Genomic DNA, 26,767 nt, shown 5'->3' with positions numbered 1-26,767 from the left:
ATCGAATAAATAGCAAGCCTTACCCGGCAACGAGTAAGGCTTGTTTATATAGTACGATTGTTTATATCGTACGCTTCTTTGAATAGTTTGCTTAATTATTCTGCACGCCCAAATTGGGAAGTATGTAAGATTTGACATTGGCGTGCAGACGTACCCATAAGCCCGGATTTGCATTAAGTTGAGCTTCAGCAATTTCTTTATGCTCACTCAGTTTTGAATTAAGTACTTTTTGATAGGTTGCTACTTTGGCTGGCGCAGTATCGGCATCAACGATCGACTGGACTATTTTTTTAGCCTTTAAAATGGTGGCAGGCCCTAAGGTTAAAATAAACTGCGCATCACGGCATTCCCTCTCATCCTCTTCACTGACCTCACTTCCACCTGCTTTAAACTTACTGATGTGATGTTCTAATATACTGTTCGAGATGGGAATTATACCCGCCAGGTGATGTGCCTGCGCCCCTGAAAAGGGCTTTATATAAGCCAAATGTGAAGCATCATTTGCTTCCGGACCATGTCCAATAAAGAAAATATCTAATCCCCCCAACGCCTCCAGCTTAGTCAGGTACGCAATTAAACTGGCTTCTAAATCCTCTGAATCTGTTTGCATTGGTGTAAAACTTTTTATCTTTGCAAAAAAAGCGGGCCCAAGAATACGTTCGAAGTCTCTCACAAAACTTAAGCGGTTTTGCATAGTCATGGGGGCAAGTGCATCCTGAGTAAACACGTTCAGTCTGGCAAACAAGGCATCATGTTCAGTGCCGCACGCCAACTCACCCAATACCCGGTGTAGTTGTTGGGCTCCGCGACCGCCTAACAAAGCAATATTAATATCACCCGATTTATTTTTCGCCGTGAGTAACAGTTCATGCAGCATAGCCTCGCCTACAGCCTGTTCATTTGCGACGACCGTCGGTGCAAGTCCACGATCTTTGATGTCTGTGACGTTTAACCCTTCGCTGGACAACCAAATGTTGTTGTCTTTCTGCTCTCTTGAAAATAAATGCGTGTGCGCTGGCATTACGGTACCTGTATTTATCAACAGTCTAAAAAATGCATTATGCCACCGGTAGCAGATTATGTAAAAAAAGATGAAAAAAAACCGGCAAGCTGCCGGTTTTTCATTTTCACAAGTGGAATACGCGTTTAGGCTTCCAGAATGCTGTTCAGCGTAGCGCTGGGGCGCATAGCCTTGTTGGTTTTTTCTTCATCAGGGAAGTAATAACCACCAATATCCTGAGGCTGACTTTGCGTTGCATCGATTTCTGCGATGATCTTGTCAATGTTGGCCGCCATCTTGTCGTAAATTGGACCAAACTCAGCAGCCAGTTCAGCATTCTCTGTTTGCTTCGCCAGTTCTTCTGCCCAGTAAAGTGCCAGATAGGCATGACTGCCACGGTTGTCTAACTGACCCGCTTTACGCTCTGGAGACTTGTTATTGTTCAGTAACGATTCTGTGGCTTTGTCCAGCGCCAATGCAATAGCTTTGGCTTTGGCATTGTCGTGCTTAATCGCTACGTCTTCCAACGAAACCGCCAGCGCAAGGAACTCACCCAGAGAATCCCAACGCAAGTGACCCTCTTCCACGAATTGTTGAACGTGTTTAGGTGCAGAACCACCCGCGCCAGTCTCATACAAACCGCCACCGGCCATCAGAGGCACGATTGACAGCATTTTCGCACTGGTACCCAGTTCAAGAATTGGGAACAAGTCAGTGAGGTAGTCACGCAGTACGTTACCGGTAACAGAAATCGTGTCTAATCCGCGGATTGCGCGTTCCATTGAATAACGGATCGCACGTACAGGAGACATAATAGAGATATCCAGACCATCAGTGTTGTGATCCTTCAGGTATTTCTCAACTTTCTTAATCAGCTGTGCATCGTGCGCGCGCTCATCGTCCAGCCAGAATACCGCAGGCATACCAGACTGACGTGCACGTGTAACGGCCAGTTTCACCCAATCCTGAATCGGCAGGTCTTTAGCCTGACACATACGCCAGATATCGCCTTCTTCAACGTTGTGCTCGATCAGAACAGTGCCGTCCTGGTCGATGATTTGCACTTTACCGTCAGCGTGCATTTCGAAGGTTTTATCGTGTGAACCGTATTCTTCCGCCTTTTGAGCCATCAGACCTACGTTAGGCACCGTACCCATCGTGGTCGGATCAAATGCACCATGCGTTTTACAGAAGTTAATGACTTCCTGATAAATCGTGGCATAAGTACTTTCCGGGATAACCGCTTTGGTGTCGTATGGACGACCATCCGGCCCCCACATTTGACCAGAGTTACGGATCATCGCTGGCATCGACGCATCAACGATAACGTCGCTGGGAACGTGCAGGTTCGAAATACCTTTATCTGAGTTAACCATCGCCAGTAAAGGGCGATCCGCGTATACCGCGTTGATGTCGCGCTGAATTTCAGAACGCTGTGACTCAGGCAGGGTAGAAATTTTGTCGTATACACTGCCCAACCCGTTATTTGGGTTAACGCCTAACTCATCGAACAGTTCGCCGTATTTATCGAACAGTTCTTTGTAGAACACTTTAACGCAGTGACCAAACACGATTGGGTGAGAGACCTTCATCATGGTGGCTTTAACGTGAAGTGAGAATAAAATGCCGGTGTTTTTAGCGTCTTCGATTTGCTCTTCGAAGAACTTACACAGGGCTTTTTTACTCATGAACATGCCATCGATGACTTCACCTGCCAGTAAATCAACGCGTGGCTTAAGGGTTTTCTTGCTGCCGTCAGTACCAGTAAACTCAATGCTTACATGTCCTGCTTTTTCAACCGTTACCGATTTCTCACCAGAGTAGAAATCGCCGCCGCGCATGTGGGCTACGTGTGTACGTGAAGCCTGGCTCCACTCCCCCATGGAATGCGGATGCTTTTTCGCATAGTTTTTTACTGCTGCTGGTGCACGGCGATCGGAGTTACCTTCGCGCAATACCGGGTTCACCGCAGAACCTAACACTTTACCGTAACGATCGCGCACATCTTTGTCTTCGTCAGACTGCGGATCTTCCGGATAGGCTGGAACGTTAAAACCAATAGCGTTTAGTTCTTTGATTGCAGCGCGAAGCTGTGGAATAGAAGCACTGATATTTGGCAACTTGATGATGTTTGCATCAGGATCCTGTGTTAAATCGCCAAGCTCAGTGAGTGCATCAGGTACTTTTTGATCATCAGTTAAGTAATCAGGGAAATTAGCCAGAATACGAGCGGCCAGCGAGATATCACTCACTTCAATCTCAATATCTGCTGCACTTGCAAAGCGGCGGATAATAGGGAGAAATGAGTAGGTTGCCAACATTGGTGCTTCATCGGTTTTTGTGTAAATAATTGTCGACTTACGAGTGGTCATTCTGTACCTCAATAGTTGCAGTAGCAGACTGCGTATTTTTCCGTTCAACAAATACCTGTGGCCTGTAGGGCAACAAGATCGTCTTATTCCTGTTTGTAGTTTTCATCAACCTGACAGACTTTTATAATCACGCACGCAAAAAGCTCGGCAATGTAAATTGGTATTACCAAGCGAATTTTCTGTCACTGATCAGGCCAACATCATAGCATGCGTTGCGCGTGAAAATTTTTAAGGCCTTTAGTATAGGGTCAAGCGAATCAGTTACAAGTCATACCTTTGTCTTAATTACAGCGTTCGGGTGAAAAACTTCTTTTTTTGCTTAAATTTTCACCTTGGAAGGCGATTTTTGACAAATTTATCTGGCAGGCTGTGGAAAAACTACAGGTTTGGTAAACTGCTTACCGGTTCAAATTTCGGTAACGGTATGTCTTCTACTATCATTCTTTTCAACAAGCCCTTCATGGTTCTGTCGCAATTTACGGACGAAGATGGCAGAAAAACCCTCAAAGATTATATCGACCTGCCAGGTGTGTATGCCGCGGGGCGACTTGACCGCGATTCTGAAGGCTTACTGGTACTCACAGATAACGGCGCACTTCAGCACAAACTTACTCACCCGAAAGCCAAAACCAGCAAAACTTATTGGGTGCAGGTGGAGGGTGATGTCGACAATCAGGCCATCCAGGCACTTGAACAAGGGGTAGAACTGAAAGACGGTATGACACTGCCGGCCAATGTCAGCCGAATTGCACCGCCGCCAGTATGGGAACGCGATCCCCCCATTCGGGAGCGCAAAAATATTCCCACCAGTTGGCTAAGCATTACCATTTCGGAAGGGCGTAACCGTCAGGTCAGGCGAATGACAGCTCACGTGGGATACCCCACCCTCAGACTGATCCGCTATCGGGTTGGTAACTGGACGATTGATGGCATCGAAAACGGCCAGTTCGTAAGTATGCCTGGTCCTGATATGGCGCCACTTGCGAAATCAGATAAACGCAAACCCGGTTCGCATCGAAAATCTGCTGCGCCCGCATCACGTAAAATGCCAAAAAGGCATAATAAATCGCGCTAAATTCGTGCCATACACATGGAATTCTGTTAGAATCCGCGCCCCATAAAACGGTTAAGAGCACGCAATAAACACTATGTCGGTTACCCCAACTAAACAAAAAGTCATTGTCGGTATGTCCGGCGGTGTGGATTCATCTGTGTCGGCCTACCTGCTAATGCAACAGGGCTATCAGGTTGAAGGCTTGTTTATGAAAAACTGGGAAGAAGACGACAACGATGAGTATTGCGCAGCCGCCGAAGACCTGGCTGATGCCCAGGCCGTTGCTGATAAACTCGGCATTGAGTTACACACAATCAACTTTGCTGCAGAGTACTGGGACAACGTATTTGAGTACTTTTTGGAAGAATACAAAGCCGGACGCACGCCTAACCCGGACATCATGTGTAACAAAGAAATTAAATTCAAAGCTTTTCTGGAATACGCTGCCGAAGATTTAGGTGCAGACTATATTGCCACCGGGCACTACGTGCGTCGCCGCGAGGTGGATGGTCACTGGCAAATGCTACGCGGGCTGGATGACAATAAAGATCAAAGCTACTTTTTGTACACCTTAGGCGAAGAACACGTTGCTAAGACGCTATTCCCGGTTGGCGAAATTGAAAAGCCCCGAGTGCGCGAGATCGCCGAACAACAAGGGTTAATTACCCACGATAAAAAAGACAGTACCGGTATTTGTTTTATTGGCGAGCGGAAATTTAAAGACTTCCTGAGCCGATATTTACCTGCGCAGCCAGGCGTAATCGAAACCGCTGAAGGCGAAGAAATTGGGACCCACGAAGGCCTGATGTATCACACACTGGGTCAGCGCAAAGGGTTGCATATTGGCGGCTTAAAAGACTTCGGCGATGAACCCTGGTATGTCGTAGACAAAGATGTTGCCCGCAACGTATTAGTGGTTGGGCAAGGGGCCAATCACCCTCGCCTGTTCTCCGATGGCCTGATTGCTAATCAATTGCACTGGGTTAACCGTAAGCAACCAGAATCGCCGTTCAGAGCAGTAGTCAAAACCCGTTACCGCCAGCAGGATATTCCTTGTGTTATTACGCCACTGGATAACGGCCAGGTTGAAGTGAAATTTGACACACCTCAGAAAGCAGTGACACCTGGTCAGTCTGCGGTCTTCTATCAGGACGAAGTGTGCCTGGGTGGTGGTATTATCGAGAGTTATATTCGCGAATGTTAGACGCCAGTATTGAACAGCAATTAGGATTGGCCGGCGTATGTCAGGCAGCGCAATTGGTGCAGTCTGTTGCGCGAACCGGGCAAGCCGATACCATGGCTATAGAAGCCAGCCTGTCGAGCATTCTGGTGACGGAATCCGACACGCCTCAGCAAATATTCGGCCAATTGGAAAACCTCAAGCAGGGATTCCAGGTTATTGTGGCGCAACTGGGTGATCACAACAGTAAAAAAGACACTGAAATCACCCGTTATGTAGCCAGTATTCTGGGACTGGAGCGCAAATTGGCCCGCAATAAAAAAGCCATAGCGATGCTGGGTGAGCGCATAGCCCACGTGCAGCGCCAATTGGCTCACATTGATTTCGATAACCCGCAGATATTGCAATCATTGGCGAGTATCTATTCTGACGTGATCAGTCCCCTCGCCCCCAAAATTCAAATCGCGGGTAATCCAAACAATTTAAGTCAGCCCCTGAACCAACATCGCGTAAGAGCGTTATTACTCGCGGGTGTTCGCGCCGCAGTTTTGTGGCGTCAGATGGGCGGACAGCGGCGACAGATCATATTTAAACGTAAATCTATTCTGCAAAGCGCCAAACAAGCGCTAAGACTAATTAATTGATTGAGGAGTAAAAGGTGGATCTTTCCCAATTAACGGCGATTTCTCCGGTCGATGGTCGGTATGCCTCTAAATGTAGTGAATTAAGACACATATTCAGCGAATATGGCTTACTTAAGTACCGAGTTGAAGTAGAAGTACGCTGGTTACAAATGCTTTCTAACCAGGAAGGTATTCAGGAAGTTCCAGCGTTTTCACCCCAGTCAAATACATTATTGGATAGCATCGTTGCTGAGTTTTCCGTTGATGACGCCCGTCGCATCAAAGAGATTGAGCGCACGACCAACCACGACGTAAAAGCAGTTGAATACTTCCTGAAAGAAAAAGTAGCCAGCAATAGCGAATTAAACGCCATTAGTGAGTTTATTCACTTCGCTTGTACATCAGAAGACATCAACAATCTGTCTCACGCGCTGATGTGCAACGCAGCACGTGACACGGTAATCCTGCCCTATGCAGATCAACTGATTGATGCCATAACGGACTTAGCGCGTAAATACCGCACTGTGCCTATGATGGCGCGTACCCACGGCCAGCCAGCGTCGCCTACCACTATGGGTAAGGAAATGGCTAACGTTGCGGTACGTTTAAAGCGTCAGCGTGAACAAATCGCGGCCGTAAGCATTCTGGGTAAAATAAATGGCGCGGTAGGTAACTACAACGCTCACTTGTCTGCGTACCCAGAGCTAGACTGGCATGCAATCTCTGAGAAGTTTGTGACCAGCCTTGGTATCACCTGGAACCCATTCACCACACAGATTGAACCGCATGACTACATTGCTGAGTTGTTTGATGCTATTGCGCGTTTTAACACCATCCTGATCGACTTCGATCGCGATGTGTGGGGTTACATTGCACTGGGTCACTTTAAGCAAAAAACCGTCGCTGGCGAAATCGGTTCATCTACCATGCCGCACAAAGTTAACCCAATCGACTTTGAAAACTCAGAAGGCAACCTGGGTCTTGCCAACGCCATTTTCGACCACCTGGCGGCTAAGCTACCTGTTTCACGCTGGCAGCGTGACCTTACTGATTCAACCGTATTGCGAAACCTGGGCGTAGGCGTTGGCTACACTGTAATTGCGTATCAGGCTTCGCTTAAAGGGATCAGCAAGTTAGAAGTCAATGAACAGAGTCTGCTAAACGAACTGAACAACAACTGGGAATTGCTGGCTGAGCCAATCCAAACAGTTATGCGTCGTTACGGCATCGAAAAGCCATACGAAAAGCTGAAAGAACTGACGCGCGGTAAGAAAGTGAATGCGGAAGTGATTGCTGAATTTATCGACGGATTGGAAATGCCTGAAGCTGCAAAAGCGCAGTTGAAGCAATTAACGCCACAAGCTTATATTGGTGATGCAATCCGTCTGGTAGATCAGTTACTGGGCTAAGCCTCTGCTGTTAATCTGGTAGCGCTTGCTATAGGTGAGGGCTACCATGATTTCTTCTTTTTCTGCAAAGTCACCGGAATCCACCGGGCACTATTTGCAACACATTTTAACACTGGTTCTGCACTTGTACTGTGTAATGCTTGCATTGCAGTTACCGTTGATTTTATTAGAAAGCCCTGTAAATCATTTTAAAATTGCGGTGTGGTGTGCTTATTTGATTGCCTTAACGTTGTTAGTGAAGCAACGTGGAGACTTGACCACCACCAAAGCTAAAACGGGCCTATTCATTCTGTATTTCAGTTACTTGACTTTTGCCGTTGCGCTATGGCCGCAAGTTAACAATAGTCACTATTTTTTGTTATTGTCACTGGTAATTGCCGGATTTGTTTTCACTCGCCAGGAGCGCTTTATCCAACACTCACTGGTCGCGACAGCGTCATTACTTTATGTCGGCATCAGTACCTTACAGTTTGTGAAAGTACCCAATAGCGGACTTATTCAATATTGTAACGATTTGACACTGGGTGCTATTTGCATTTGTATTTACATAGTATTCCAACGCATGGCCTTGCTGCGTTGGCAAAAACTCCGTGCTGCGCATATTCAGTCTGTGTCAGTGCTAACCAAACTCCTGCCGAATGAGCCACATAAACCCGAGTCATTATGGCCGTTAGGTGTTACTCGCAAGTACACCTGTGTAACCGTGTTATTCGCCGACCTTGCCGGCTACACCCATATCAACCGGCTTCAGGGCGACGATAACACCCTGAAGTTAATGAAAACCCTTTTTGATCGTATTGATCAACGTGCGCTGTATTATGGCCTGGAGAAAATAAAAACGAATGGCGACCAGTACATCGCCATAGGCTCCCTAAGTTCGCCTGACCGGCAACAAAACTGCAGCGCAGTTATGGAATTTGCAATCGCACTTCATCAGTTGATAAATAAGCTCGCGCAACGCAGTAAACTCCCTTTTCAACTGCGGATAGGTATTGCAACCGGGCCGGTTAACGCTGGCATACTGGGTAGTCAGCGCCCTCAATTTGATGTATGGGGCCAAACTGTTAACCTTGCCGCATTTTTGGAGCAGTCGTGCAGTCAGGCTTCCATTCGCTACTGCACACAAACAGAAGCACTGCTGGATACACCAGTTAACCAGGTGTTTCATCGCTTACATAGCCCGAAACACCCTGGCATTAACGGTTGCTACGAGTGTAAACCCACCGATCGGTGAGTGTCTGCAACAACAAAAACCACCATACGGAAGCAACGACTGCCAACCGTTTCTGCTATCATGTTGTTCAATTCACCTCTAACTGGAATAACAGTGACACATTTCGACAGCAATGAATTTTTAGGGAACTACTGGCAACAAAAACCCTGTGTATTAAGGCAGTTTTTCCCGCAATTTGAAGATTTCATTGACGAGCATGAACTGGCTGGCCTGGCCATGGAGGCTGAACTCGACAGCCGGATAGTTCGCTTTCACAAACAATCGTGGCAAGTTATTCAAGGACCTTTTGACGATTTTGACCAATGCAAAGGACTATGGAGCCTGTTAATTCAGGGCGTTGACAGAGTTGTTCCGGACGCGGCAGAAATGATGGAACATTTTAACTTCGTTCCCTATTGGCGAATGGATGATTTAATGATCAGCTTTGCGATACCCGGTGCAGGCGTTGGGCCGCATGTTGACCAGTATGATGTGTTCTTAGTACAGGGCAAAGGCCGCAGACGCTGGCGGGTTGGCCCCCCGGACTGTACTACAGAACATATCACCGCCCCAGGTCTTCGCCAGGTTGATGACTTTACCCCCATTATTGACTGTGAGCTGTTACCCGGTGATGTGTTATATATACCGCCTGGCTGGCCGCATGATGGTAAAGCAATAGAGCCAAGTTTAACCTACTCAGTTGGCTTTCGCGCCCCAGAACAAGCGCAGCTTACCGGATTTCTGGCAGAACATTTCGCCGACCAAGCCAGCGTGCCGCTGCGATTTTCAGACCCTAAGCGGAAGAACGGTAACACACCGGTATGGGTAACCTCAGAAGACTCACACAACCTGAAACAACTCATTATTCAGGCTACAGAAACCCAGGACTTCCTATTATCACTGCTTACTTTGCTTAGTGAACAATCGTTGGAGCCAGAGTCGCCAGAAGCGACGGTTACGGATTCACAAACCCTGAGTGATTTTGAACAGGGACTAATGCTTTCCCGGCTAACCGGCCTGCGCCCCATCATGCATCCTGAAGCCGCAGACTGGCTATTTGTAAATGGTGAAAAAGTCCCGCACAGCTGTTCAGATAATGCATTTTTGGCACAATTATTAGCGAAAAATGTTATCGGTCTTGCAGACTTTAACAGTCATCCAGGTAAACTGGACATAATTTCAGCGTTTACTACACTGACTAATATGGGTTATTACCAGTTTATATGTGAGTAATGGGGATTGTATGATTTACAATATCGAAGCCGTCAGATGGGATTCTGCGAGACATCATCTCGAAGCGCTTCGACGGGCGGTGTTTGTACTTGAATGGCGCTTACCGGAAAGTGCTGAATTTGACGAACTCGACCTCACCGCTTTTCATGTTCTGGTTCTGGATGAACACAACAAGCCCATTGCGACCGGCAGACTCACCCAATTCGGCGAGCTTGGTCGCATTGCAGTGTTACCAGGCTATCGCAACATAACTGTTTACAAAACTCTGTTTTCAGCATTGCTGAAACTGGCCAGTGTTAACAATATCCAGCAGGTAAAAGTGCAATCTGCGCTGGAACGTGTCGACTATCACCGCGAGCGGGGATTTCATCCAGAAGGACCGGTATTTATGGAAGCTGGCTTACCCATGCAAAAAATGGTTTGCCAGCTCTCCCACTTCGACCTTCCGGACGTCGAACATATTCACTAATTCGGGTTATGCCCAAAGTTTGTCATTGTTGAATAGTTCGTACAAACTGTCTGCACGATTACGTAGAATGCCTACAAATTCGGCCTGGCCAGCATCCTGTTTTGTATTACTTGCTTCCAGGTTTTCTGCCTTTAACTGCCAGCGCATAGAAAAAAAGCGCAACGCTTCACGTGCTGAAGTAGCATTATCAACCAAAGTCAGGTCGGTGGGTAAATCGCCGGAAATTACCCAGTACACTTTCTGATCCATGGCTTTAATTTTCCAAACAGCCAGAAAGGGAGCAAGATAGCGGCTCTGATCGGTGATCACGCTGTCAAATAATATCCCTTCCTGCGCCAGGTATTGATTGGCTTTTTGAAACTGCGCCTGTACCCAGGCTGTCATTTGTTGCTCGTTTATTGCTTCTGTCATGATATTTATTTTCTGGTTATGCACTGCAGTAAATGTTGCAGCGGGTGTTTGGGCTTAAAACTGTCAATACGGTTAACCTGGCTTCTGCACGAATAACCAGACGCCATTACTTGCTCTGGCTTATAGCGGGAAATCGCCTGCTCCCAGCTCAACGCATAAATCCCCAGTGAATTGGCTTTATTTTGTGCTTCATGACCGTAATTTCCCGCCATGCCACAACAGCCAACTTTCACAATATCTACCGGCTGGTCAACTGCCGCAAAAATAGACTGCCAGGCTTGCTCAGACTTAGGTAAAGCTGTCTTTTCCGTACAGTGAGCGAACAACGCCAGGGCGTGTGACGGCTTCGAAATAGCGCGGTCTGCCCAGGTTTCAGCGGGCAAGGTTTGTAACCATTCATGCACAGTGTGTACCGCAAAATCACCGCGTTTACTGCCCAGAATATGCTTGTATTCATCCCGGTAACACAGTACCAGCGGTGTATCGACCCCCACCATGGGCATGTTCAACGCGGCAACAGTATTTAAAAACGCTGCTGTATCTGAAGCGGTTACAGCAAACTCTTCCAGAAACCCTGCGACATGCTGAGGTTTGCCATTAGGTTTAAACGGCAATAACACAGGCGTTTTGCCCAATTCCCGAATCAGACGGCCAAAGTCGAGAACCACTTGTGCGTCGTAATAACTGGTGAACGGGTCCTGTACAATAAGCACGTAGCGCTCGCGCTCTGACTCTGGTACCGCCGATAACACAGCCAGATCAAAGGTATTAAATATTGCGGACTGCTGCTGTTCGAGGGTTGGATAAGATAATAACGGTGCGTCTACGTACCCGACACGCTTTTCAATTATTCCCTGCAGCCAGGACGCCCCTAAAAAGGCATTAACTACCCGTGGGAATTTCGCCATCAAAGGTGTCATTTTCTCTACATTTGCCACCAAATGATCTTTTATAGGACGCAAGTAACGCTGATAGTAAATCGACAAAAATGTCGCGCGGAAAGTAGGTACGTCCACTTTGATCGGGCACTGACTGGTGCATGACTTACAGGACAAGCAGCCACTCATTGCTTCAAACACCTCATGGGAAAAGTCATCTTGTTTAGCCCGGGTGTTTTTGTATCGCGTCCACCAGCTTGTTTTGAACTGACTGGCTGACAACTTAGTGGTATCTACACCTTGTAATGATAACAGTCTGACCCACTCTCGTATGAGTCCAGCACGTCCTTTAGGACTGTGGCGGCGGTCTTTGGTGATCTTGCTGGACGGACACATCGGAGACGTTGTGTCATAGTTAAAGCACAGGCCATTGCCGTTACAATCCATGGCAGGCTTAAAAGCTTCCTTGAACGCAACGGGAATCGTGCGATCAAAGGTGGCACGTTTTACATCACTCACCCGCACTAATTCATCCGTGCTGTCTAATGGCGTGCAGATTTTACCGGGGTTCATTTTGTTTGCAGGATCAAATGCCGTTTTGATGCGGCGCAACTCGTTGAACAGCGATTCACCAAAAAACGCGGGCCCGTATTCGCTGCGGAAGCCTTTGCCGTGCTCGCCCCACATCAAACCACCGTGCTTAGCAACGAGTGCAACCACTTCGTCTGAAATCTGGTGCATGAGTTTTTCCTGCTCAGGATCACATAAATCCAAAGCCGGTCTCACATGCAGTACGCCTGCATCAACGTGACCAAACATGCCATATTGCAAACCATGGCTATCAAGTAACGCGCGGAACTCCATAATAAAGTCGGCAAGGTTCTCAGGTGGTACGCCAGTGTCTTCCGCAAAAGGGATAGGTTTCTGACTACCCTTCGCATTGCCAAGTAAACCTACGGATTTCTTACGCATGGCATATATCTTGTCGATATCCGCACGGTCAAAAGTGAGCTGGTAGCCTATTACACCATACTCGCCGCTGGCTGCGGCGGCGGTTAATTCTTCTTCCAGGCGGGCAATGCGGGCTTTGATCTGGTCTAAATCATTGCTGTTGTACTCCACCATGTTCAGGCCCTGCATATCCTTGCCAGGTACATCTTTAATCAGATCTGCAAGGGAGTGCCAGATAATATCGGTGCGGGCCAGATTCAGCACCTTACTGTCTACCGTCTCTACCGATGTTGCCTGAGCCGCGATCATTCTGGGAGCATGGCGCAATGCCGATTCGAAACTGTCGTACTTAATGTTAACTAACGCAGTTTGCCTTGGAATAGCGGTTAACGACAGCTTAGCTTCAGCCACGAAAACCAGTGACCCTTCCGAACCGGTAATCAAACGACTCACATCAATACGCTGATTAACCTCGTCGTATGCATGTTCAAGATCGTAGCCAGTTAAAAAACGGTTCATGCGCGGGAATTTCTCAAGAATTTCACTGCGCTTACCGCGACAGGTGCTAAGAACCTGACGTAAAATGCGACCGTAGGTGTCGCTCCGGGTAGCCAGTTCTTCGGCTTCTTCCACGCTAAGTGGCGACGTTTGCAATATTTCGCCATTAGCCAGTACGCAGGTTAATCCCAACACGTGATCACTGGTTTTCCCGTAAACCAGAGAGCCCTGCCCGGACGCATCGGTGCTGACCATACCGCCCATAGTTGCGCGATTACTGGTAGACAAATCAGGCGAGAAAAAATAGCCGTAGGGTCGCAGAGCATCATTAAGCGCGTCTTTTACCACACCGGATTGCACTCGTACCCACCCTTCCTGAGGGTTGATTTCGAGGATTTTGTTCATGTGGCGTGACATATCCACCACAATACCGTCGGTCAGACTCTGACCATTTGTCCCCGTACCGCCTCCACGCGCACTGAACTTCACGTCAGGATGCTGATTTGCCAGTTCGCCAATAATCTGTAAATCGTTTATCCCTTTGGGTAACACCACTGCTTGTGGTAGCTTTTGGTACACAGAGTTATCAGTTGCTACCGACAAACGACTGCCATAACTGTATTCAATATCGCCAGCAAACGCGGATTTTTCCAGACTCAGAAGATAACGCCGATATACTTCGGAAATGGAGGACTCGATGGGTACTACAGGTAAATTCAAGGCAACGCTCTCGTCATTAGTTTGGCCGCTAAGTATACCTAGCCACATCGCCATGCTCCACCGTTACCGCAGGTTTTTTCAACATAAGGGGTCGGGCTTCCTTTGTTCTTCCAAAAAATGAATACTCCGTCAATTACGCATCATAAATAACTATAATTTATTGATTTATAACAACTAACCGAAGTAACAATTTCTATACAACTTGCAAATTAGTGTGATCAGCGCTATTTTCAAATGGTAATAATAATAACGATAGTGAGATAACTTATGGCAATTACGTCTAATCTGAGCACGATAGATCGTTCGTTGAGAGGGATTATAGGTATAGGCGTCACCGCCTTTGCACTTTTAAATGGCGATATTATTGACGATGTGTTTATTGAAGTTCTGCTAGGCATTTTTGGTGTGCTTAACTTAATCTCCCTGGCATCAGGATGGTGCCCGGTTTACCACCTGGCAGGAATAAGCACGCGCAAACCATAACTGTGGGCCATCCATCATTTTGCCAGTCCAACCTATCACCCTAATCAATCGAGATACCTCCGTCAGACCGCGTCTCATCGTTGCCTGTTTGGTTGTGTCGGTATTGGTGTCGGCGATTTATGTTACGGTTTCTTATCGTTTAACTGCCGATGTGAGTTTACAAACTGAATTACATGCCATGGAAAAGCTGGCGCGCGTGTTAAGCAGCGAACTTACACTCCGCGAGAATAGTCTTGCGGAACAGGCCGATCCGTTGATTAATATATTGTCGGACCCTAACGACGACACACCGCGCTTATTTCACATTCAGGGGGCAAAGGAGAGCTGGCAAAGAGGGCATCGGTTATCAAAATCCGAGCAGGCCAACTTATTAAAATTAGTCTCCCGGGATCAAAACAAAACACATCTGATTGAAGAAAGCGAGCGCAGCTTTTTATGGCAACGCTTTGAAGGTGAAAGCAATACGGTTACTTACATTCAACAAACCACGGCAATGGATACCACGCTGTCGTTTGTGGCAAAACGCCTGTTGATCACCTCTGTGCTGGTGTTTTGGATTGCAGTTTGGCTGGCACTTACCCTGTCATCGTTAATTGCAAAACGCGCCGAAGAAATTAATGAAACCCTTGCTACTATTGCTACTCATGATGCATTAACCGGTCTGCCAAACCGTTTGTATTTAATGGATAAATTAACAACGGCATTGTTAAAACCCCATGCTTCAAACGCAGTTTCGGAAGCCAGTGTATTTGTTATCGATTTAGATAAATTTAAAGAAGTGAATGATTCCTTTGGACACTCTGCAGGCGACACCCTGCTTAAAGAAGTCGCGGCACGCTTATTAGAAATTGTGTTGCCACCTGCTCAGTTAATTCGGATTGGCGGCGATGAATTCATTATATGGGCACCGGGCTTGAGTATAGAACAAGCTGAAGCACTGGCCATTGAACTGGTTGGTGCCTGCGATACCCCCATCATGATAAACGGACTTGCCGTAAATACAGGTGCGAGCATAGGCATATCGCACTACCCTACACACGCAAACGAACCCGAAGCCCTCATTGTGTGTGCCGATACGGCGATGTACAAAGCCAAAGAGCAACGCAATGGATGGCAGGTGTACGACGACAATAAAATTGCAGACTATAAACACAATTTACAACTGCGGGCAGAATTGCATGATGCAATATTGCAACAGCAGTTTATTTTGCATTACCAACCCAAAGTCGATCTGGGCTCAGGCTGTATTGTGGGCGTTGAGGGGCTATGCCGATGGGAGCATCCGCGGCTGGGTTTGCTAATGCCGGGGCATTTTATCGACTTAATTGAAGACAGCGGAAAAGTACAAGAATTTGGTCGCTACGTCATTGCAAAAGTGATTGAGCAAGCCGCGCTTTGGCAACAACAGGGCATTACTATACCTATTGCGGTAAATTTATCGCCGTATAATTTATTAGACCCAGGCTTGGTAAGTTTTATTCAACAGCAGTTAACGATGCATAAGGTAGCGCCTGAGTTAATCGAAATTGAGCTAACCGAAAACGAAACAAGTTTGAATATTAAATATATCAAGGCTGCCCTGGACAATATTCGGGAGCTCGGTATATCTCTGGCAATTGACGATTTTGGTACCGGCATGAGTTCGTTGGCGTATCTTGCCCATTTGAATGTTAACGTACTGAAAATCGACAGGGCCTTTGTTACCGATATTGAAGTGAATACAGGCCACAAGGCAATTGTGGCCTCTGCCATAACCTTAGCTCAGTCGTTTGGCTGTAGCATGGTTGCAGAAGGTGTGGAAACCTTATCACAGGCTACCCTGTTGCACGATATGGGCTGCCGGATTGCACAAGGATATTTATTTTCCAAGCCAATGCCAGAAGCGAAAGTAAAACAACAAATTTTATCAGGTAAAAACCTGTACCCGCATGCTCAGGGGCTCGAATCCTCACCCGCTTAAGGCCTAATCCATCACATTTTTTTACATTTATACAATGGGAATTTGATTCTATTACGGTAAACTCAACGTTCAATACAAAGGAATCATCCATAATGAAAATTGTTAGAATTGGCTTAGGAGCAGTGTTATTTATTGGCGGCATTGTACTTACCCTGTTACCGGGTTCAATTTTATTCGTGCTTGCTGGACTGGTTTTGTTGAGTTACGACTGGCCGCGTGCCAGACATGTTTTGCGATATTTCCAAAATCAAATGAGTAAAGGAGCAAGACGCCTCGATCGTTACCTGTTGGACCGCAAGTTGCGAAAATCCCGCTGTTCACGATAGCTATAGTTTATCCTCGTTACCTTTTGCTTTAAGTATGATCTTAACGTGTTTGTGCCCGTATACCCTTGTGGGTAGTTGAAATCAACTGCGGTGACTACCCTACTAAAGCATAATGTCCTGCAACTGGATTAAATTTACGTGTTGAGTTTAAATACCGCCTTATTCAAATGCAGGTTACGTAGTAGAGATCAGGCATGAAACAACACGGTTTTACATTAATCGAACTCATTATAGTCATTGTGATCATCGGCATTTTGTCGGTTACCGCAGCACCGCGTTTTATTGATTTTCAGGGCGATGCTCGCAAAGCGACATTACAAGGCGTAAAAGCAGCCTTAGAAGGCGGTTCTCGCCTGGTGTTTGCAAAGTCAGCCGTTGCAGGTGAACATCGTTCTGCCAATGAAAACCTGATGTTAAACGGCAGCACTGTTTACACTGTGTACGGTTATCCTGCGATACGCGATGTCGTGACTAATTTGCGCGCCTGGGCAGATATTGATGGCAGTGGTAGTGGAAATGGCACAGATTTTCGCATCGCAGTCTCTACCGATTCAGCACCACAAGCAGTGACCCAAACAGACCAGTTTGCTATTTTACCCAGCGGCGTTGGCTCAACGGTTAACTGCAAGGTAATCTATACTCAGGCACAGTCAGCCGGGAGTAGTCCAACGATTTCTGTGCTTGATAGCGATTGCTAAACTAATCGGTATTGCTGGACCGGGGTTTCTCATCAAGATGTAAATTGGTTTTTATCAAACACCACAACCTGATTGCGCCCTGCGTGTTTTGCACTATACAAGGCTTTATCTGCCTGCGTAATCAGTCCATCGTCAGTGGTGTCTTTGGTAATCGTTGCAACCCCAATACTGCATGTAATGCTAATATGCTGCGGAAGCGCGAGCTGTTCGATATTCTTTCGAACACGTTCTGCCAGTTCAACTGCCGCCCCTTGGGGGGTTTCTGGCAGTACTACCAGGAATTCTTCACCACCATATCGACCTACTTTATCAGTAGCGCGAATAGTTTCTGAGATACAATGCGCCAGCGCGGCCAGCACTTCATCACCGGCCTGATGGCCGTGGTTGTCGTTTACATGTTTAAAATGATCAACATCCACCATTAATATAGAAAACGGGCGATAGTACCGTTGATAGGTAATGTAGCTGCGGCTGAGTGTATTCATGATAGCAAACCGGCTTGCTACCCCCGTTACGGCATCCGTATTTGCCTGTTTTTCCAGCATCGCAGTACGTTCTTTTACTTTCTCTTCCAATGACCGGTTAGTTTCTTCCAGTTGTGCTCTGAGACGCTCTAACTCTTCATTGCGCTGCTTCAGCATGCCAAGACTCGGAATACTGATAAAAGTAGGCATGAGCTTCCACAGGAAAAATGCGGTAACTATTGATACCAGCCCGGTGGCAAATTTAATCATGCCCTCAACAAAATAATATCCATGCCAAATATTTATCACACCCGCCAGATGAGAGGCGCCGCAAAACGCAATAAAACCCGCAAATAAAGCAGCTAATCCATCGAATTTAAGATCCTTGCGCTTGCGTAGGAAATACACAATACCAAACGGGATAAGCGAATATGCCACCACGGTCATCAGATCGCCGCCCAGGTGCAAAAATAACAAATCCCATCGCCACAGCAAACAATGCCCATGTGGCATCAGACTTCCATCAAAGAGCCTATCAAACATCCTGGTCTCCATACATTCGATTACTGATATTGGTATTTGAACAAAAAAGTACGATTAACAGATTTAAGCGTACTCTTACTCCTGCAATTCGGCCAGAAAACAGTTTCTCTGCCACCAGAAACAAAAAAGCCCACTCTATCAGAGTAGGCTTTTACAATTTATCTGCCAATGCTTATTGGCAAAAAACGTCAGATTTAAATCAGGCTTTATTGCCGTGCTGTTTGGCCAGATATAACCAGGTTTCAACCACAGTGTCGGGGTTAAGCGATACAGAGTCGATGCCCTCATCTACCAACCAGGCTGCAAAATCTTCGTGATCAGAGGGTCCCTGACCGCAGATCCCAACGTATTTACCACGTTTTTTAGCAGCCCGGATAGCCATAGACAACAAGGCTTTCACGGCTTCGTTGCGCTCGTCAAACAAGTGCGCAATCAACCCGGAATCGCGATCCAGACCCAGAGTTAACTGAGTCAGGTCGTTTGAGCCAATGGAGAAACCATCGAAGATATCCAGGAACTTATCGGCCAGTAGTGCATTAGAGGGTAATTCACACATCATGATAACGCGTAAACCATTTTCACCTTTAACTAATCCCTGTTCAGCCAGTAATTCGATTACCTTCTGACCTTCTTCCAGTGTGCGAACAAATGGGATCATAATCTCAACATTAGTGAGACCCATTTGGTTACGAACGCGTTTTATGGCTTCACATTCAAGAGCGAAACACTCGCGGAAATCCTCAGAGATATAGCGGCTTGCGCCACGGAAACCCAGCATTGGGTTTTCTTCATCCGGTTCATACTGGTAACCACCCACCAGATTGAAGTACTCGTTCGACTTAAAGTCTGACATACGAACAATGACTTTCTCTGGGGAGAAAGCCGCACCAATCGTTGAAATACCTTCTACCAGTTTAGTTATGTAGTACTCTCTTGGCGATTCATATCCCGCAATCATGTCGCGGATTTCGGCTTTCAGATCGTCTGGCTGTGCATCAAAGTTCAACAATGCTTTGGGGTGCACACCAATCATGCGGTTAATAATAAACTCCAGACGTGCCAGCCCCACCCCTTTGTGCGGCAGACGGGCAAAATCAAATGCGCGATCCGGGTTACCTACGTTCATCATTACTTTAAGTGGCAAATCTGGCATCGAGTCAATCCGTGACGTAGTGACATCAAACTCAAGCTGCTGGTTATAGATATAACCGGTATCACCTTCTGCACAGGATACGGTGATCTTGTCGCCTGTTTCGATAGAGTCAGTCGCGTTGCCGCAGCCTACTACCGCAGGAATACCCAGTTCGCGAGCGATAATAGCCGCGTGACAGGTACGGCCACCACGGTTAGTTACAATGGCAGACGCTTTCTTCATGATCGGTTCCCAGTCCGGGTCGGTCATGTCGGTAACCAGCACATCGCCGGGCTGGATTTTGTCCATTTCTTCAATAGATGCCAGTACTTTGGCTTCGCCTGCACCAATTTTGTGGCCAATCGCACGTCCTTCACACACGATACCTGCGCTGCCTTTCAGGTGGAAACGCTCAATAGTTTGTGCATCTTCACGGCTGCGAACGGTTTCAGGTCGAGCCTGAACAATGTATAACTGGCCATCTGTACCATCTTTAGCCCACTCAATGTCCATAGGACGTTTGTAGTGCTGCTCAATAATTTGTGCCTGTTTTGCCAACGCCATTACTTCGTCATCGTTTAACGAGAAGGTTTTGCTTTGGGCAGGCTCAATATCAACAATGGTTACCTGCTTGCCATGACTTTGATCGGCAGAGTAAATCATTTTGGTTAATTTGCTACCCAGGTTACGGCGAACAATGGCCGGTTTACCGTTATTAAGGGTAGGTTTGTGCACATAGAATTCGTCAGGGTTAACCGCCCCCTGCACAACCATTTCGCCGAGGCCGTACGAACTGGTAATAAACACCACATCTTCAAAGCCTGATTCTGTGTCGATAGTAAACATAACGCCCGATGAAGCAATGTCACTGCGCACCATGCGTTGAACACCGGCTGACAAAGCAACCCCTTTATGGTCGTAACCCTGGTGAACACGGTAGGAAATAGCGCGATCGTTAAACAGCGAAGCAAACACGTGTTTAACGGCAACAATGACGGCGTCGTAACCTTTTACGTTCAGGAAGGTTTCCTGCTGACCTGCAAACGAGGCATCTGGCATATCTTCTGCGGTAGCAGATGAACGCACTGCAAAAGAGGCCTCGTTACCTGCATTACCCTGTAATGCCGAGAACGCAGACTTTATTTCCTCTTCCAGCTTAGGCTGGAACGGCGTATCGATGATCCACTGACGGATGTTTTTGCCCGCTTCAGCTAACGCTGATACGTCATCGACATCCAGTGCATCGAGTACTTCATGAATTTTCGCTTCCAGACCACTTTGCTCTAGAAATTCATTAAATGCATAGGCTGTTGTTGCAAAGCCACCTGGCACTTGTACACCCGCGTTGGCAAGGTTTGAAATCATCTCACCGAGCGAAGCATTTTTACCGCCAACACGATTTACATCGTGCATGCCCAACTCTTGATACCAAAGTACGTATTCTTGCACTTTTACAGCCTCCAGCTTGTAACTATTTCTGTACGCGCGGTTTTAAAATGCGCTTGTAGGGTAAGAGGAAATCAGGCCTGATGTGGTGTGCAGACTAGATTTTCCATACGGAAATTCTAAAATGCCGATTATAAGAAAGTAAAATTTTATTTCATTTCGTAATAAATTTACGACAAAGTTAAGGAGTTGTTGTGCGCACCGCATTTTATATTTCAGATGGCACTGCCATCACGGCAGAGGTGTTTGGCCACGCTTTACTGTCACTTTTCCCGACAGAATTCAATCATAAAACAATTCCATTTGTTGAAACTGAAGAACAAGCTTATGGCGTAATCGAAAAAATATCTGAAAGTTTTCAAGATAGCGGTGTACGGCCGCTCGTTTTTTACACAGTAGTAAACACAGATATTCGCCGCATAATCTCCCGATCCGTCGGGATTAACTACAATTTTCTGGACCAATTCGTTGCGCCATTGGAAAAAGTGATTGGTGTGCCATCAAAACCAGAGAAACATCGCACCCACAGTATCCACGAAAAAACCTACGATATACGTATAGAAGCAGTGAACTACGCACTTGCGAATGACGATGGCTCCAACCTAAAGGACTATCACGAGGCAGACATCATTTTAGTGGGCGTATCGCGTTCAGGTAAAACCCCTACCAGCCTGTATTTAGCACTTCAGTATGGTATTAAGGCTGCCAACTACCCATTCACCGAAGACGATATGGGCGACATGCTAAAACTACCCAATGTATTAAAGCGCTTTAAGCACAAGCTGTTTGGCCTCACCATAGAAGCGGAACGCCTGCATCAAATTCGCTCTGAGCGCCGCGCCAACAGCCGTTATGCATCGTTGCAGCAATGCAGGATGGAGCTCCGTGAGGTAGAAAATCTCTATCGCAAAGAAAAAATCCCGTTTCTTAACAGCACAAAGTACTCAATAGAAGAGATTTCCGCCAAGATCCTGGCCGAAACAGGCTTGCAGCGCCGTAAGTATTAAGCGGGGAGAAACACTTCTGTAGTTTGGTATTAACGGATTCAGCATATTCGCTCCTGCCAACAGTCGAATATGTTGAATTATTGCTTTTTTTAGCCGTTCCCCCGTAATTTGGTTTGTCATAAATTCCCGTATATCTCGTTCAAAGTCAGCTAAAAAGACAACTGCCTTAGTGAAAAAACACGATTTATCAGTATTTTTTACACCGTCACACATAAAGTATTGGTTGCAGAATTATAGAATTATAAAAGGTTTGATATACTTAGTAGTCGTTACAATACAAACAATTCTATTGTGTTTTTCAGCAAACGACGTCGCTACAGGCCATGAGATGAGAAAAGAAGAAGAATTATTGATTGCCCTTCGCAGGGTAATTCGGGCGGTAGATTTACGCAGTAAACAGCTCAGCAAGGACGTAGGCATTACTGGCCCACAGTTAATGGTACTGCAGAATATACAACGCCAGCCAGGGATCATGGTGAAAGAAATTGCCGACAACATCAATTTAAGCCCGGCAACCATTACTAACATACTCGACCGACTGGAAGCGAGGGAACTGGCAAATCGCATTCGCAGTACCGAAGACAAGCGCAAAGTGGGCGTGTATTTAAGCGAAAAAGGCCAGCAGGCGGTGGAAAGCGCACCTCGTCCCCTTCAGGATCATTTTGTAGAACGTTTTAGTCAGTTGGCTGAATGGGAACAAAGTCAGATGATTGCCACCATGCAACGCATAGCGGCCATGATGGACGCTGAACAAATCGACGCCTCCCCGGTTTTAGCGGTAGGTACACTTACCGATCGTCACGACTAATCTTTCGCGTTGGCTTTAAGTGGATTTGGGCGGCCACCGGTTACCTTATCGGCCCGTCCTTCCTGAATGGCCTTTTCAGCCCGACGTTTACGCACTTCTTTGGGGTCGGCAATCAGCGGGCGGTACACTTCCACCCTGTCACCGTTTTTCACTTCTACCGATGGTTTTACTACCCGATTCCACACACCCACACTGGCGGTAGCTAATTCGATCTCCGGGTGAATATCCAGTACACCCGAAGCCCGAATCACCTGTTCAACCGTTGAACCTGCGGGTACGGTTAATTCAATAAGTGATTGTTTTGCTGGCGTAGCATAGGCTACTTCAACGTTAATCAGATCATCCATTATGCGTAAACTACCTTTGCCCGTTGGGTGAACGCTTTAACCATGCTTTCTGCCAGACTGTTGAAAATCTTACCAAATGCCAGTTCAACCATCCGGTTTTTAAACTCAAACTGCAGATTAAGCTCTATTTTACATGCAGAGTCTGACAATTCAGAAAACGTCCAGCCACCTTGCAGCTTTTTAAAGGGTCCGTCTACCAGCGTCATTTGTATACTCTTAGCGGGATCCAGATGATTTTCTGTTGTAAACCACTGTTTAATACCGGCTTTGGCGATTAATAAGGAGGCTTGCATGGCATTGCCCTGCTGACTGATTATTTTACTGTCTGAACAACCCGGTAAAAACTGCGAATAAGCATTCACATCATTAACCAGATCAAACATGGCCTGCGCGCTGTAAGCTACCAATGCGCTTCGCTGAATTGTTGGCATAGCTCTTTTATTTAGGTAACACGGTTGGCGGAGTCTACCACAAAAAATCACCGTTGCGCACATTCCATAAGTGAGGGGAAATGCGGCAGAAAAGGAAGGGTTATCTCATACAAATATTTATTTACGCACTCACGAAATACGAGACAAGCGCAACACAATCAGTATAATAGCGCGCATGAAAAAGAATGCATCCAAACAATCCACAGGTACTATCGCCCTTAATAAAAAGGCGCGTCACGACTATTTCCTCGAAGACAAATTTGAAGCTGGCATTTCGCTACAGGGATGGGAGCTCAAGAGTATTCGCGATGGCAGAGTCAACATCAAAGACACCTATGTGATTATCCAAAACGGTGAAGCCTATTTAGTAGGAAGCCGGATCACGCCTTTGAACCAAGCCTCCACCCACGTTATTTGTGAACCGGAACGCGCTCGCAAACTCTTGCTAAATAAGCGCGAACTCGACAGGTTAATGGGAGCGCGCGACCGTCAGGGCTACTCGATTGTGGCTACGGCAATGTATTGGAAGAAATGTTGGGTTAAGCTAGAGATTTACTTAGCCAAAGGTAAGCAAACTCACGATAAGCGCGACACCATTAAAGACCGCGACTGGGATCGCCAGAAAGAACGGGTAATGAAGCACAAAGCCTAGCTCCTGCCCTTGCCTGCTTGCGTTTCATCAATATCTACTGCAATTCAAGTATTCGTGTTCAGAGGCGTTTTACAACGCCTCTTCAAACCATTCCGTAGTAATGTCTAACAATTGCTCATCCTGATTAGCATTATTATCCAACACATTAAATATGTGATCTGCGCCTTTAATAATAACGGCTCTGGCAACATCACTCCCCGCTGCATTGATAAGTCTTGACGCTGCCACCGGCGGAACGACGGTGTCGTTAGTACCGGCAATCGCCAGCAACGACCCTTTATAACGTTGCATGTCGGTAAGTGAAGTATTCACTTTAACCTGCTCAAACCAATCCAGACTGATCAATAGCGGTGAACGCCAGCCATAGTGCTGTAATACGTTGCCCTGCTTTTTTGCCGTCATGTACAGTGTTTCAAACATCTCAGCAAACGGCCCAATGCCGTCGGAGGCTACGGACGACCATGCCACAAAACTTTTAATATCGGGCTGTTGTGCAAGCAGAAGTTGTGCAATTAAGCCGCCCTGACTAAAGCCGACTACGCCAATTCGCTTTGCATCCACCCCGGCTTGCTGCTTCAGATACGCAAGTGCAACGGTAGCATCGCGAACCGCGCTTTTAAGGGTGTAATGTGTGTAGTCAACCGGGCTATCACCCGTACCAGCAAAATCAATTCTAATCGACGCAATGCCCTTATTAGCCAGCAGCTCTGCTAACCGCAGGTACAGGTCCCCTACTTCGTTTTTGTGTGATGCACTGCCGTGCAATAGTAAAACGGCGGGTGACGCGATTGCCGTATCGGGCATCAAGACAACAGCAGGTATTTGATATTCGCCATTGTCAAGCATGACAGATTCAGACTGGGCACATACTGCAAACGACATACACCACATCACTATTGCGAAGCCAAAACATTGCTTTGTCACGTTCATTTTCACTGATTATTCCTAGTGCACCGCACGATATTTGGCAACAATATCTGCCATTACCGCCAATGCTATTTCTGCTGGCGTTTTACTGCCTATATCCAATCCAATGGGCATGTGAATTCTTGCCAGTGTGAATTCATCCAGCTGGCCAATTCGCTTCAAGCGCTCTGCACGATTGCGCGAGGTCCGTTTTGACCCCATCACCCCAATATAAAACGCACTGGTATTTACCGCATCCAACATAGTGGTATCGTCTACTCTGGGATCGTGAGTTAGCGATACAATGGCCGTTTGCGCGTGAACCGCGTCAGGTTGCAGAATATAATCAGCCGGAAAAGCTGTCACAATCTGGCATCCTGACAGCGAAACTCTGGCTAGTTCTTCCTGGCGGTGTTCACACACAATCACTTCAAAACCCAATGCCAGGGCAAATTGAACACAATATTCCGCAACGGGCGAAATACCGGCGATGATCAGGCGTTTAGCCGGGCCAATTCGCACATAAACAGGGGTGTCGCCCCCTTGCCAGTCCACTGGCGATTGCAACACCGATGCCGGACTCAACGACACACTGCCCGATTGCAAATCAAGTTTACGGCTAAGCAACTTACGGCCACGAATAGCGTCAAGATATTCAGAAAAATGGCTAATCCAGGTTTCCGAGGGCTGAATATACTCCACACAAACGGTTAAAATACCACCACAAGGTAAGCGTATCGCGCCCTTGCTTTCCCCGTCGCCATATCGCTGAATAGCAACAGGTTTCAGTGATTCAGCAGAACCAAGCTGATTCAAAAAATCATCCTCGACACAACCGCCCGATAACGAACCCACCCATTCAGCAGGATTGCAGGCAGCAAATAAACTACCGGGCTCTCTGGGCGATGAGCCCCAGGTAGACAATACCGTACAAAACCAAACCGGCTTACCCGACTTGAGCCACGACAGAACTTGTTCTACCACTTTTACATCTAAGGGTTGCATTTAGTTACTTTGCCCATATTTAGAGACTGTGGGTAATGTAGCAAATAATAGCAGTTAACCAACAGTGACAGAGCCAGTAATTGGATGAAAACCTGACACAAAACGGTGAAATGCCAGTTGTATACAACCCCTATTCGCGATACCATTCGCGCTATCAACTCCGGGGCTGATTAGGATTCGACAGGATCTAGGAAGCTGGAGGTGCATGCAGAGGAGCGGTTTGCCTCTATAAAAGCCGCATTTAAATAGTCGCAAACGACGAAACTTACGCACTAGCCGCTTAATACCCGGCATAGGCCCTTCCACCTAAGCTCTGTTTGCTAGCCAGGAATTCGGAAGGTCATATAAGTAAACTAGCGAGGGAAACTCTCCTGAGGTTGAACCGCGAAATAGTATCAGGACAGCTACCAGGAACCCTGTTTGTCGGGGTCTAAAGTAGTTAAATAAAAGACAAACTAAGCATGTAGTACCAAAGGTAGACATTTTCTGGACGCGGGTTCAAATCCCGCCAGCTCCACCAAATACGAGAAAGACCCTAAGATTCATTA

Annotated in this window: 23 protein-coding genes, 1 other RNA gene and 1 pseudogene; 15 read left to right on the top strand and 10 right to left on the bottom strand. The window is 46.8% G+C overall.

Annotated elements, in window-relative coordinates; all coding sequences use genetic code 11:
* Positions 1-91 precede the first annotated feature (91 nt).
* Together FJ444_RS04960 and FJ444_RS04955 are read right to left on the bottom strand one after the other, a co-directional pair.
* Positions 92-967 (bottom strand): hypothetical protein, encoded by an 876-nt coding sequence (locus tag FJ444_RS04960; RefSeq protein ID WP_255439013.1) that lies wholly within the window; start codon positions 965-967, stop codon positions 92-94.
* A gap of 179 nt (positions 968-1,146) precedes the next feature.
* Positions 1,147-3,372, bottom strand: coding sequence for an NADP-dependent isocitrate dehydrogenase (locus FJ444_RS04955; protein ID WP_140956812.1), 2,226 nt, complete (start codon positions 3,370-3,372; stop codon positions 1,147-1,149).
* Positions 3,373-3,796: 424 nt separating this feature from the next.
* On the opposite strand from FJ444_RS04955, the pseudogene FJ444_RS04950 reads away from it, so the two are divergent.
* The 7 genes and pseudogenes from FJ444_RS04950 to FJ444_RS04920 form a co-directional block, all read left to right on the top strand.
* Positions 3,797-4,324 (top strand): annotated as a pseudogene (locus FJ444_RS04950) (rRNA large subunit pseudouridine synthase E); the annotation flags it as partial.
* A gap of 196 nt (positions 4,325-4,520) precedes the next feature.
* Positions 4,521-5,630 carry a tRNA 2-thiouridine(34) synthase MnmA gene (gene mnmA, locus FJ444_RS04945; RefSeq protein WP_140956811.1) on the top strand — a complete coding sequence of 370 codons (1,110 nt, stop codon included), beginning with the start codon at positions 4,521-4,523 and terminating at the stop codon, positions 5,628-5,630.
* The gene (gene hflD, locus FJ444_RS04940) at positions 5,624-6,250 is read left to right on the top strand and encodes a high frequency lysogenization protein HflD (protein ID WP_140956810.1); all 627 of its coding nucleotides are present in this window, start codon (positions 5,624-5,626) and stop codon (positions 6,248-6,250) included. The genes mnmA and hflD overlap by 7 nt, the downstream gene beginning before the upstream one ends.
* A gap of 14 nt (positions 6,251-6,264) precedes the next feature.
* Positions 6,265-7,638, top strand: coding sequence for an adenylosuccinate lyase (purB, locus tag FJ444_RS04935; protein ID WP_140956809.1), 1,374 nt, complete (start codon positions 6,265-6,267; stop codon positions 7,636-7,638).
* 46 nt (positions 7,639-7,684) lie between these two features.
* Complete coding sequence (locus FJ444_RS04930) at positions 7,685-8,872, top strand: adenylate/guanylate cyclase domain-containing protein (protein ID WP_140956808.1); 1,188 nt, start codon at positions 7,685-7,687, stop codon at positions 8,870-8,872.
* Between the two features lie 93 nt (positions 8,873-8,965).
* Positions 8,966-10,084, top strand: a complete 1,119-nt coding sequence (locus FJ444_RS04925; protein WP_255439012.1) for a cupin domain-containing protein — start codon at positions 8,966-8,968, stop codon at positions 10,082-10,084.
* A gap of 10 nt (positions 10,085-10,094) precedes the next feature.
* Positions 10,095-10,553 carry a GNAT family N-acetyltransferase gene (locus tag FJ444_RS04920; RefSeq protein WP_140956807.1) on the top strand — a complete coding sequence of 153 codons (459 nt, stop codon included), beginning with the start codon at positions 10,095-10,097 and terminating at the stop codon, positions 10,551-10,553.
* A gap of 6 nt (positions 10,554-10,559) precedes the next feature.
* Here the strand turns inward: FJ444_RS04920 and FJ444_RS04915 are convergent, their stop codons facing one another.
* A complete protein-coding gene (locus FJ444_RS04915; RefSeq protein WP_140956806.1) occupies positions 10,560-10,964 on the bottom strand; it encodes a DUF4826 family protein in 405 nt (134 codons plus the stop codon).
* 5 nt (positions 10,965-10,969) lie between these two features.
* Positions 10,970-14,065, bottom strand: a complete 3,096-nt coding sequence (locus FJ444_RS04910; RefSeq protein WP_255439010.1) for an FAD-binding and (Fe-S)-binding domain-containing protein — start codon at positions 14,063-14,065, stop codon at positions 10,970-10,972.
* A gap of 213 nt (positions 14,066-14,278) precedes the next feature.
* Here FJ444_RS04910 and FJ444_RS04905 point away from each other — a divergent pair, with 213 nt between their 5' ends.
* The 4 genes from FJ444_RS04905 to FJ444_RS21715 all read left to right on the top strand — a co-directional run bounded on the left by FJ444_RS04905 (position 14,279) and on the right by FJ444_RS21715 (position 17,478).
* Complete coding sequence (locus FJ444_RS04905; RefSeq protein WP_140956805.1) at positions 14,279-14,494, top strand: DUF2892 domain-containing protein; 216 nt, start codon at positions 14,279-14,281, stop codon at positions 14,492-14,494.
* Between the two features lie 19 nt (positions 14,495-14,513).
* Positions 14,514-16,454 (top strand): bifunctional diguanylate cyclase/phosphodiesterase, encoded by a 1,941-nt coding sequence (locus FJ444_RS04900; protein ID WP_140956804.1) that lies wholly within the window; start codon positions 14,514-14,516, stop codon positions 16,452-16,454.
* 92 nt (positions 16,455-16,546) lie between these two features.
* Positions 16,547-16,780 carry a PGPGW domain-containing protein gene (locus FJ444_RS04895; RefSeq protein ID WP_140956803.1) on the top strand — a complete coding sequence of 78 codons (234 nt, stop codon included), beginning with the start codon at positions 16,547-16,549 and terminating at the stop codon, positions 16,778-16,780.
* Between the two features lie 194 nt (positions 16,781-16,974).
* Positions 16,975-17,478 carry a prepilin-type N-terminal cleavage/methylation domain-containing protein gene (locus FJ444_RS21715; RefSeq protein ID WP_140956802.1) on the top strand — a complete coding sequence of 168 codons (504 nt, stop codon included), beginning with the start codon at positions 16,975-16,977 and terminating at the stop codon, positions 17,476-17,478.
* A gap of 32 nt (positions 17,479-17,510) precedes the next feature.
* Here the strand turns inward: FJ444_RS21715 and FJ444_RS04885 are convergent, their stop codons facing one another.
* Positions 17,511-18,485, bottom strand: coding sequence for a GGDEF domain-containing protein (locus FJ444_RS04885; protein WP_140956801.1), 975 nt, complete (start codon positions 18,483-18,485; stop codon positions 17,511-17,513).
* A gap of 199 nt (positions 18,486-18,684) precedes the next feature.
* A complete protein-coding gene (gene ppsA, locus FJ444_RS04880) occupies positions 18,685-21,066 on the bottom strand; it encodes a phosphoenolpyruvate synthase (protein WP_140956800.1) in 2,382 nt (793 codons plus the stop codon).
* A gap of 191 nt (positions 21,067-21,257) precedes the next feature.
* On the opposite strand from ppsA, the gene FJ444_RS04875 reads away from it, so the two are divergent.
* Both FJ444_RS04875 and FJ444_RS04870 read left to right on the top strand, forming a co-directional pair.
* The gene (locus FJ444_RS04875; protein ID WP_140956799.1) at positions 21,258-22,070 is read left to right on the top strand and encodes a pyruvate, water dikinase regulatory protein; all 813 of its coding nucleotides are present in this window, start codon (positions 21,258-21,260) and stop codon (positions 22,068-22,070) included.
* Positions 22,071-22,398: 328 nt separating this feature from the next.
* Entirely contained in the window at positions 22,399-22,878 is a 480-nt protein-coding gene (locus FJ444_RS04870) for a MarR family winged helix-turn-helix transcriptional regulator (RefSeq protein ID WP_140956798.1), read from the top strand.
* Here FJ444_RS04870 and FJ444_RS04865 read toward each other — a convergent pair.
* Positions 22,875-23,225 carry an RnfH family protein gene (locus FJ444_RS04865; RefSeq protein ID WP_140956797.1) on the bottom strand — a complete coding sequence of 117 codons (351 nt, stop codon included), beginning with the start codon at positions 23,223-23,225 and terminating at the stop codon, positions 22,875-22,877. The genes FJ444_RS04870 and FJ444_RS04865 overlap by 4 nt on opposite strands.
* The gene (locus FJ444_RS04860) at positions 23,225-23,656 is read right to left on the bottom strand and encodes a type II toxin-antitoxin system RatA family toxin (RefSeq protein WP_140956796.1); all 432 of its coding nucleotides are present in this window, start codon (positions 23,654-23,656) and stop codon (positions 23,225-23,227) included. The genes FJ444_RS04865 and FJ444_RS04860 overlap by 1 nt, the downstream gene beginning before the upstream one ends.
* A gap of 175 nt (positions 23,657-23,831) precedes the next feature.
* Here FJ444_RS04860 and smpB point away from each other — a divergent pair, with 175 nt between their 5' ends.
* Entirely contained in the window at positions 23,832-24,308 is a 477-nt protein-coding gene (smpB, locus tag FJ444_RS04855; RefSeq protein WP_140956795.1) for an SsrA-binding protein SmpB, read from the top strand.
* A gap of 69 nt (positions 24,309-24,377) precedes the next feature.
* On the opposite strand, the gene FJ444_RS04850 is transcribed toward smpB, so the two are convergent.
* Positions 24,378-25,238 (bottom strand): S9 family peptidase, encoded by an 861-nt coding sequence (locus tag FJ444_RS04850; protein WP_255439051.1) that lies wholly within the window; start codon positions 25,236-25,238, stop codon positions 24,378-24,380.
* 15 nt (positions 25,239-25,253) lie between these two features.
* Positions 25,254-26,219, bottom strand: coding sequence for an XdhC family protein (locus tag FJ444_RS04845; protein ID WP_140956793.1), 966 nt, complete (start codon positions 26,217-26,219; stop codon positions 25,254-25,256).
* A gap of 162 nt (positions 26,220-26,381) precedes the next feature.
* On the opposite strand from FJ444_RS04845, the gene ssrA reads away from it, so the two are divergent.
* Positions 26,382-26,739, top strand: a transfer-messenger RNA (tmRNA) gene (gene ssrA / locus FJ444_RS04840).
* Positions 26,740-26,767 lie beyond the last annotated feature (28 nt).

This window comes from Aestuariibacter sp. GS-14, assembly GCF_006494365.1.
GTDB lineage: Bacteria > Pseudomonadota > Gammaproteobacteria > Enterobacterales > Alteromonadaceae > Alteromonas > Alteromonas mangrovi.
This window is presented reverse-complemented; position numbering and strand designations above follow the sequence as displayed.

Bases quoted from the DNA above. Each gene is read 5' to 3' on its own strand.
- FJ444_RS04955 (WP_140956812.1), bottom strand. From the start codon at position 3,372: ATGACCACTCGTAAGTCGACAATTATTTACACAAAAACCGATGAAGCA.
- mnmA (WP_140956811.1), top strand. From the start codon at position 4,521: ATGTCGGTTACCCCAACTAAACAAAAAGTCATTGTCGGTATGTCCGGC.
- hflD (WP_140956810.1), top strand. From the start codon at position 5,624: ATGTTAGACGCCAGTATTGAACAGCAATTAGGATTGGCCGGCGTATGT.
- FJ444_RS04930 (WP_140956808.1), top strand. From the start codon at position 7,685: ATGATTTCTTCTTTTTCTGCAAAGTCACCGGAATCCACCGGGCACTAT.
- FJ444_RS04920 (WP_140956807.1), top strand. From the start codon at position 10,095: ATGATTTACAATATCGAAGCCGTCAGATGGGATTCTGCGAGACATCAT.
- FJ444_RS04915 (WP_140956806.1), bottom strand. From the start codon at position 10,964: ATGACAGAAGCAATAAACGAGCAACAAATGACAGCCTGGGTACAGGCG.
- FJ444_RS04910 (WP_255439010.1), bottom strand. From the start codon at position 14,065: ATGGCGATGTGGCTAGGTATACTTAGCGGCCAAACTAATGACGAGAGC.
- FJ444_RS04905 (WP_140956805.1), top strand. From the start codon at position 14,279: ATGGCAATTACGTCTAATCTGAGCACGATAGATCGTTCGTTGAGAGGG.
- FJ444_RS04895 (WP_140956803.1), top strand. From the start codon at position 16,547: ATGAAAATTGTTAGAATTGGCTTAGGAGCAGTGTTATTTATTGGCGGC.
- FJ444_RS21715 (WP_140956802.1), top strand. From the start codon at position 16,975: ATGAAACAACACGGTTTTACATTAATCGAACTCATTATAGTCATTGTG.
- FJ444_RS04885 (WP_140956801.1), bottom strand. From the start codon at position 18,485: ATGTTTGATAGGCTCTTTGATGGAAGTCTGATGCCACATGGGCATTGT.
- FJ444_RS04870 (WP_140956798.1), top strand. From the start codon at position 22,399: ATGAGAAAAGAAGAAGAATTATTGATTGCCCTTCGCAGGGTAATTCGG.
- FJ444_RS04865 (WP_140956797.1), bottom strand. From the start codon at position 23,225: ATGGATGATCTGATTAACGTTGAAGTAGCCTATGCTACGCCAGCAAAA.
- FJ444_RS04860 (WP_140956796.1), bottom strand. From the start codon at position 23,656: ATGCCAACAATTCAGCGAAGCGCATTGGTAGCTTACAGCGCGCAGGCC.
- smpB (WP_140956795.1), top strand. From the start codon at position 23,832: ATGAAAAAGAATGCATCCAAACAATCCACAGGTACTATCGCCCTTAAT.
- FJ444_RS04850 (WP_255439051.1), bottom strand. From the start codon at position 25,238: ATGAACGTGACAAAGCAATGTTTTGGCTTCGCAATAGTGATGTGGTGT.
- FJ444_RS04845 (WP_140956793.1), bottom strand. From the start codon at position 26,219: ATGCAACCCTTAGATGTAAAAGTGGTAGAACAAGTTCTGTCGTGGCTC.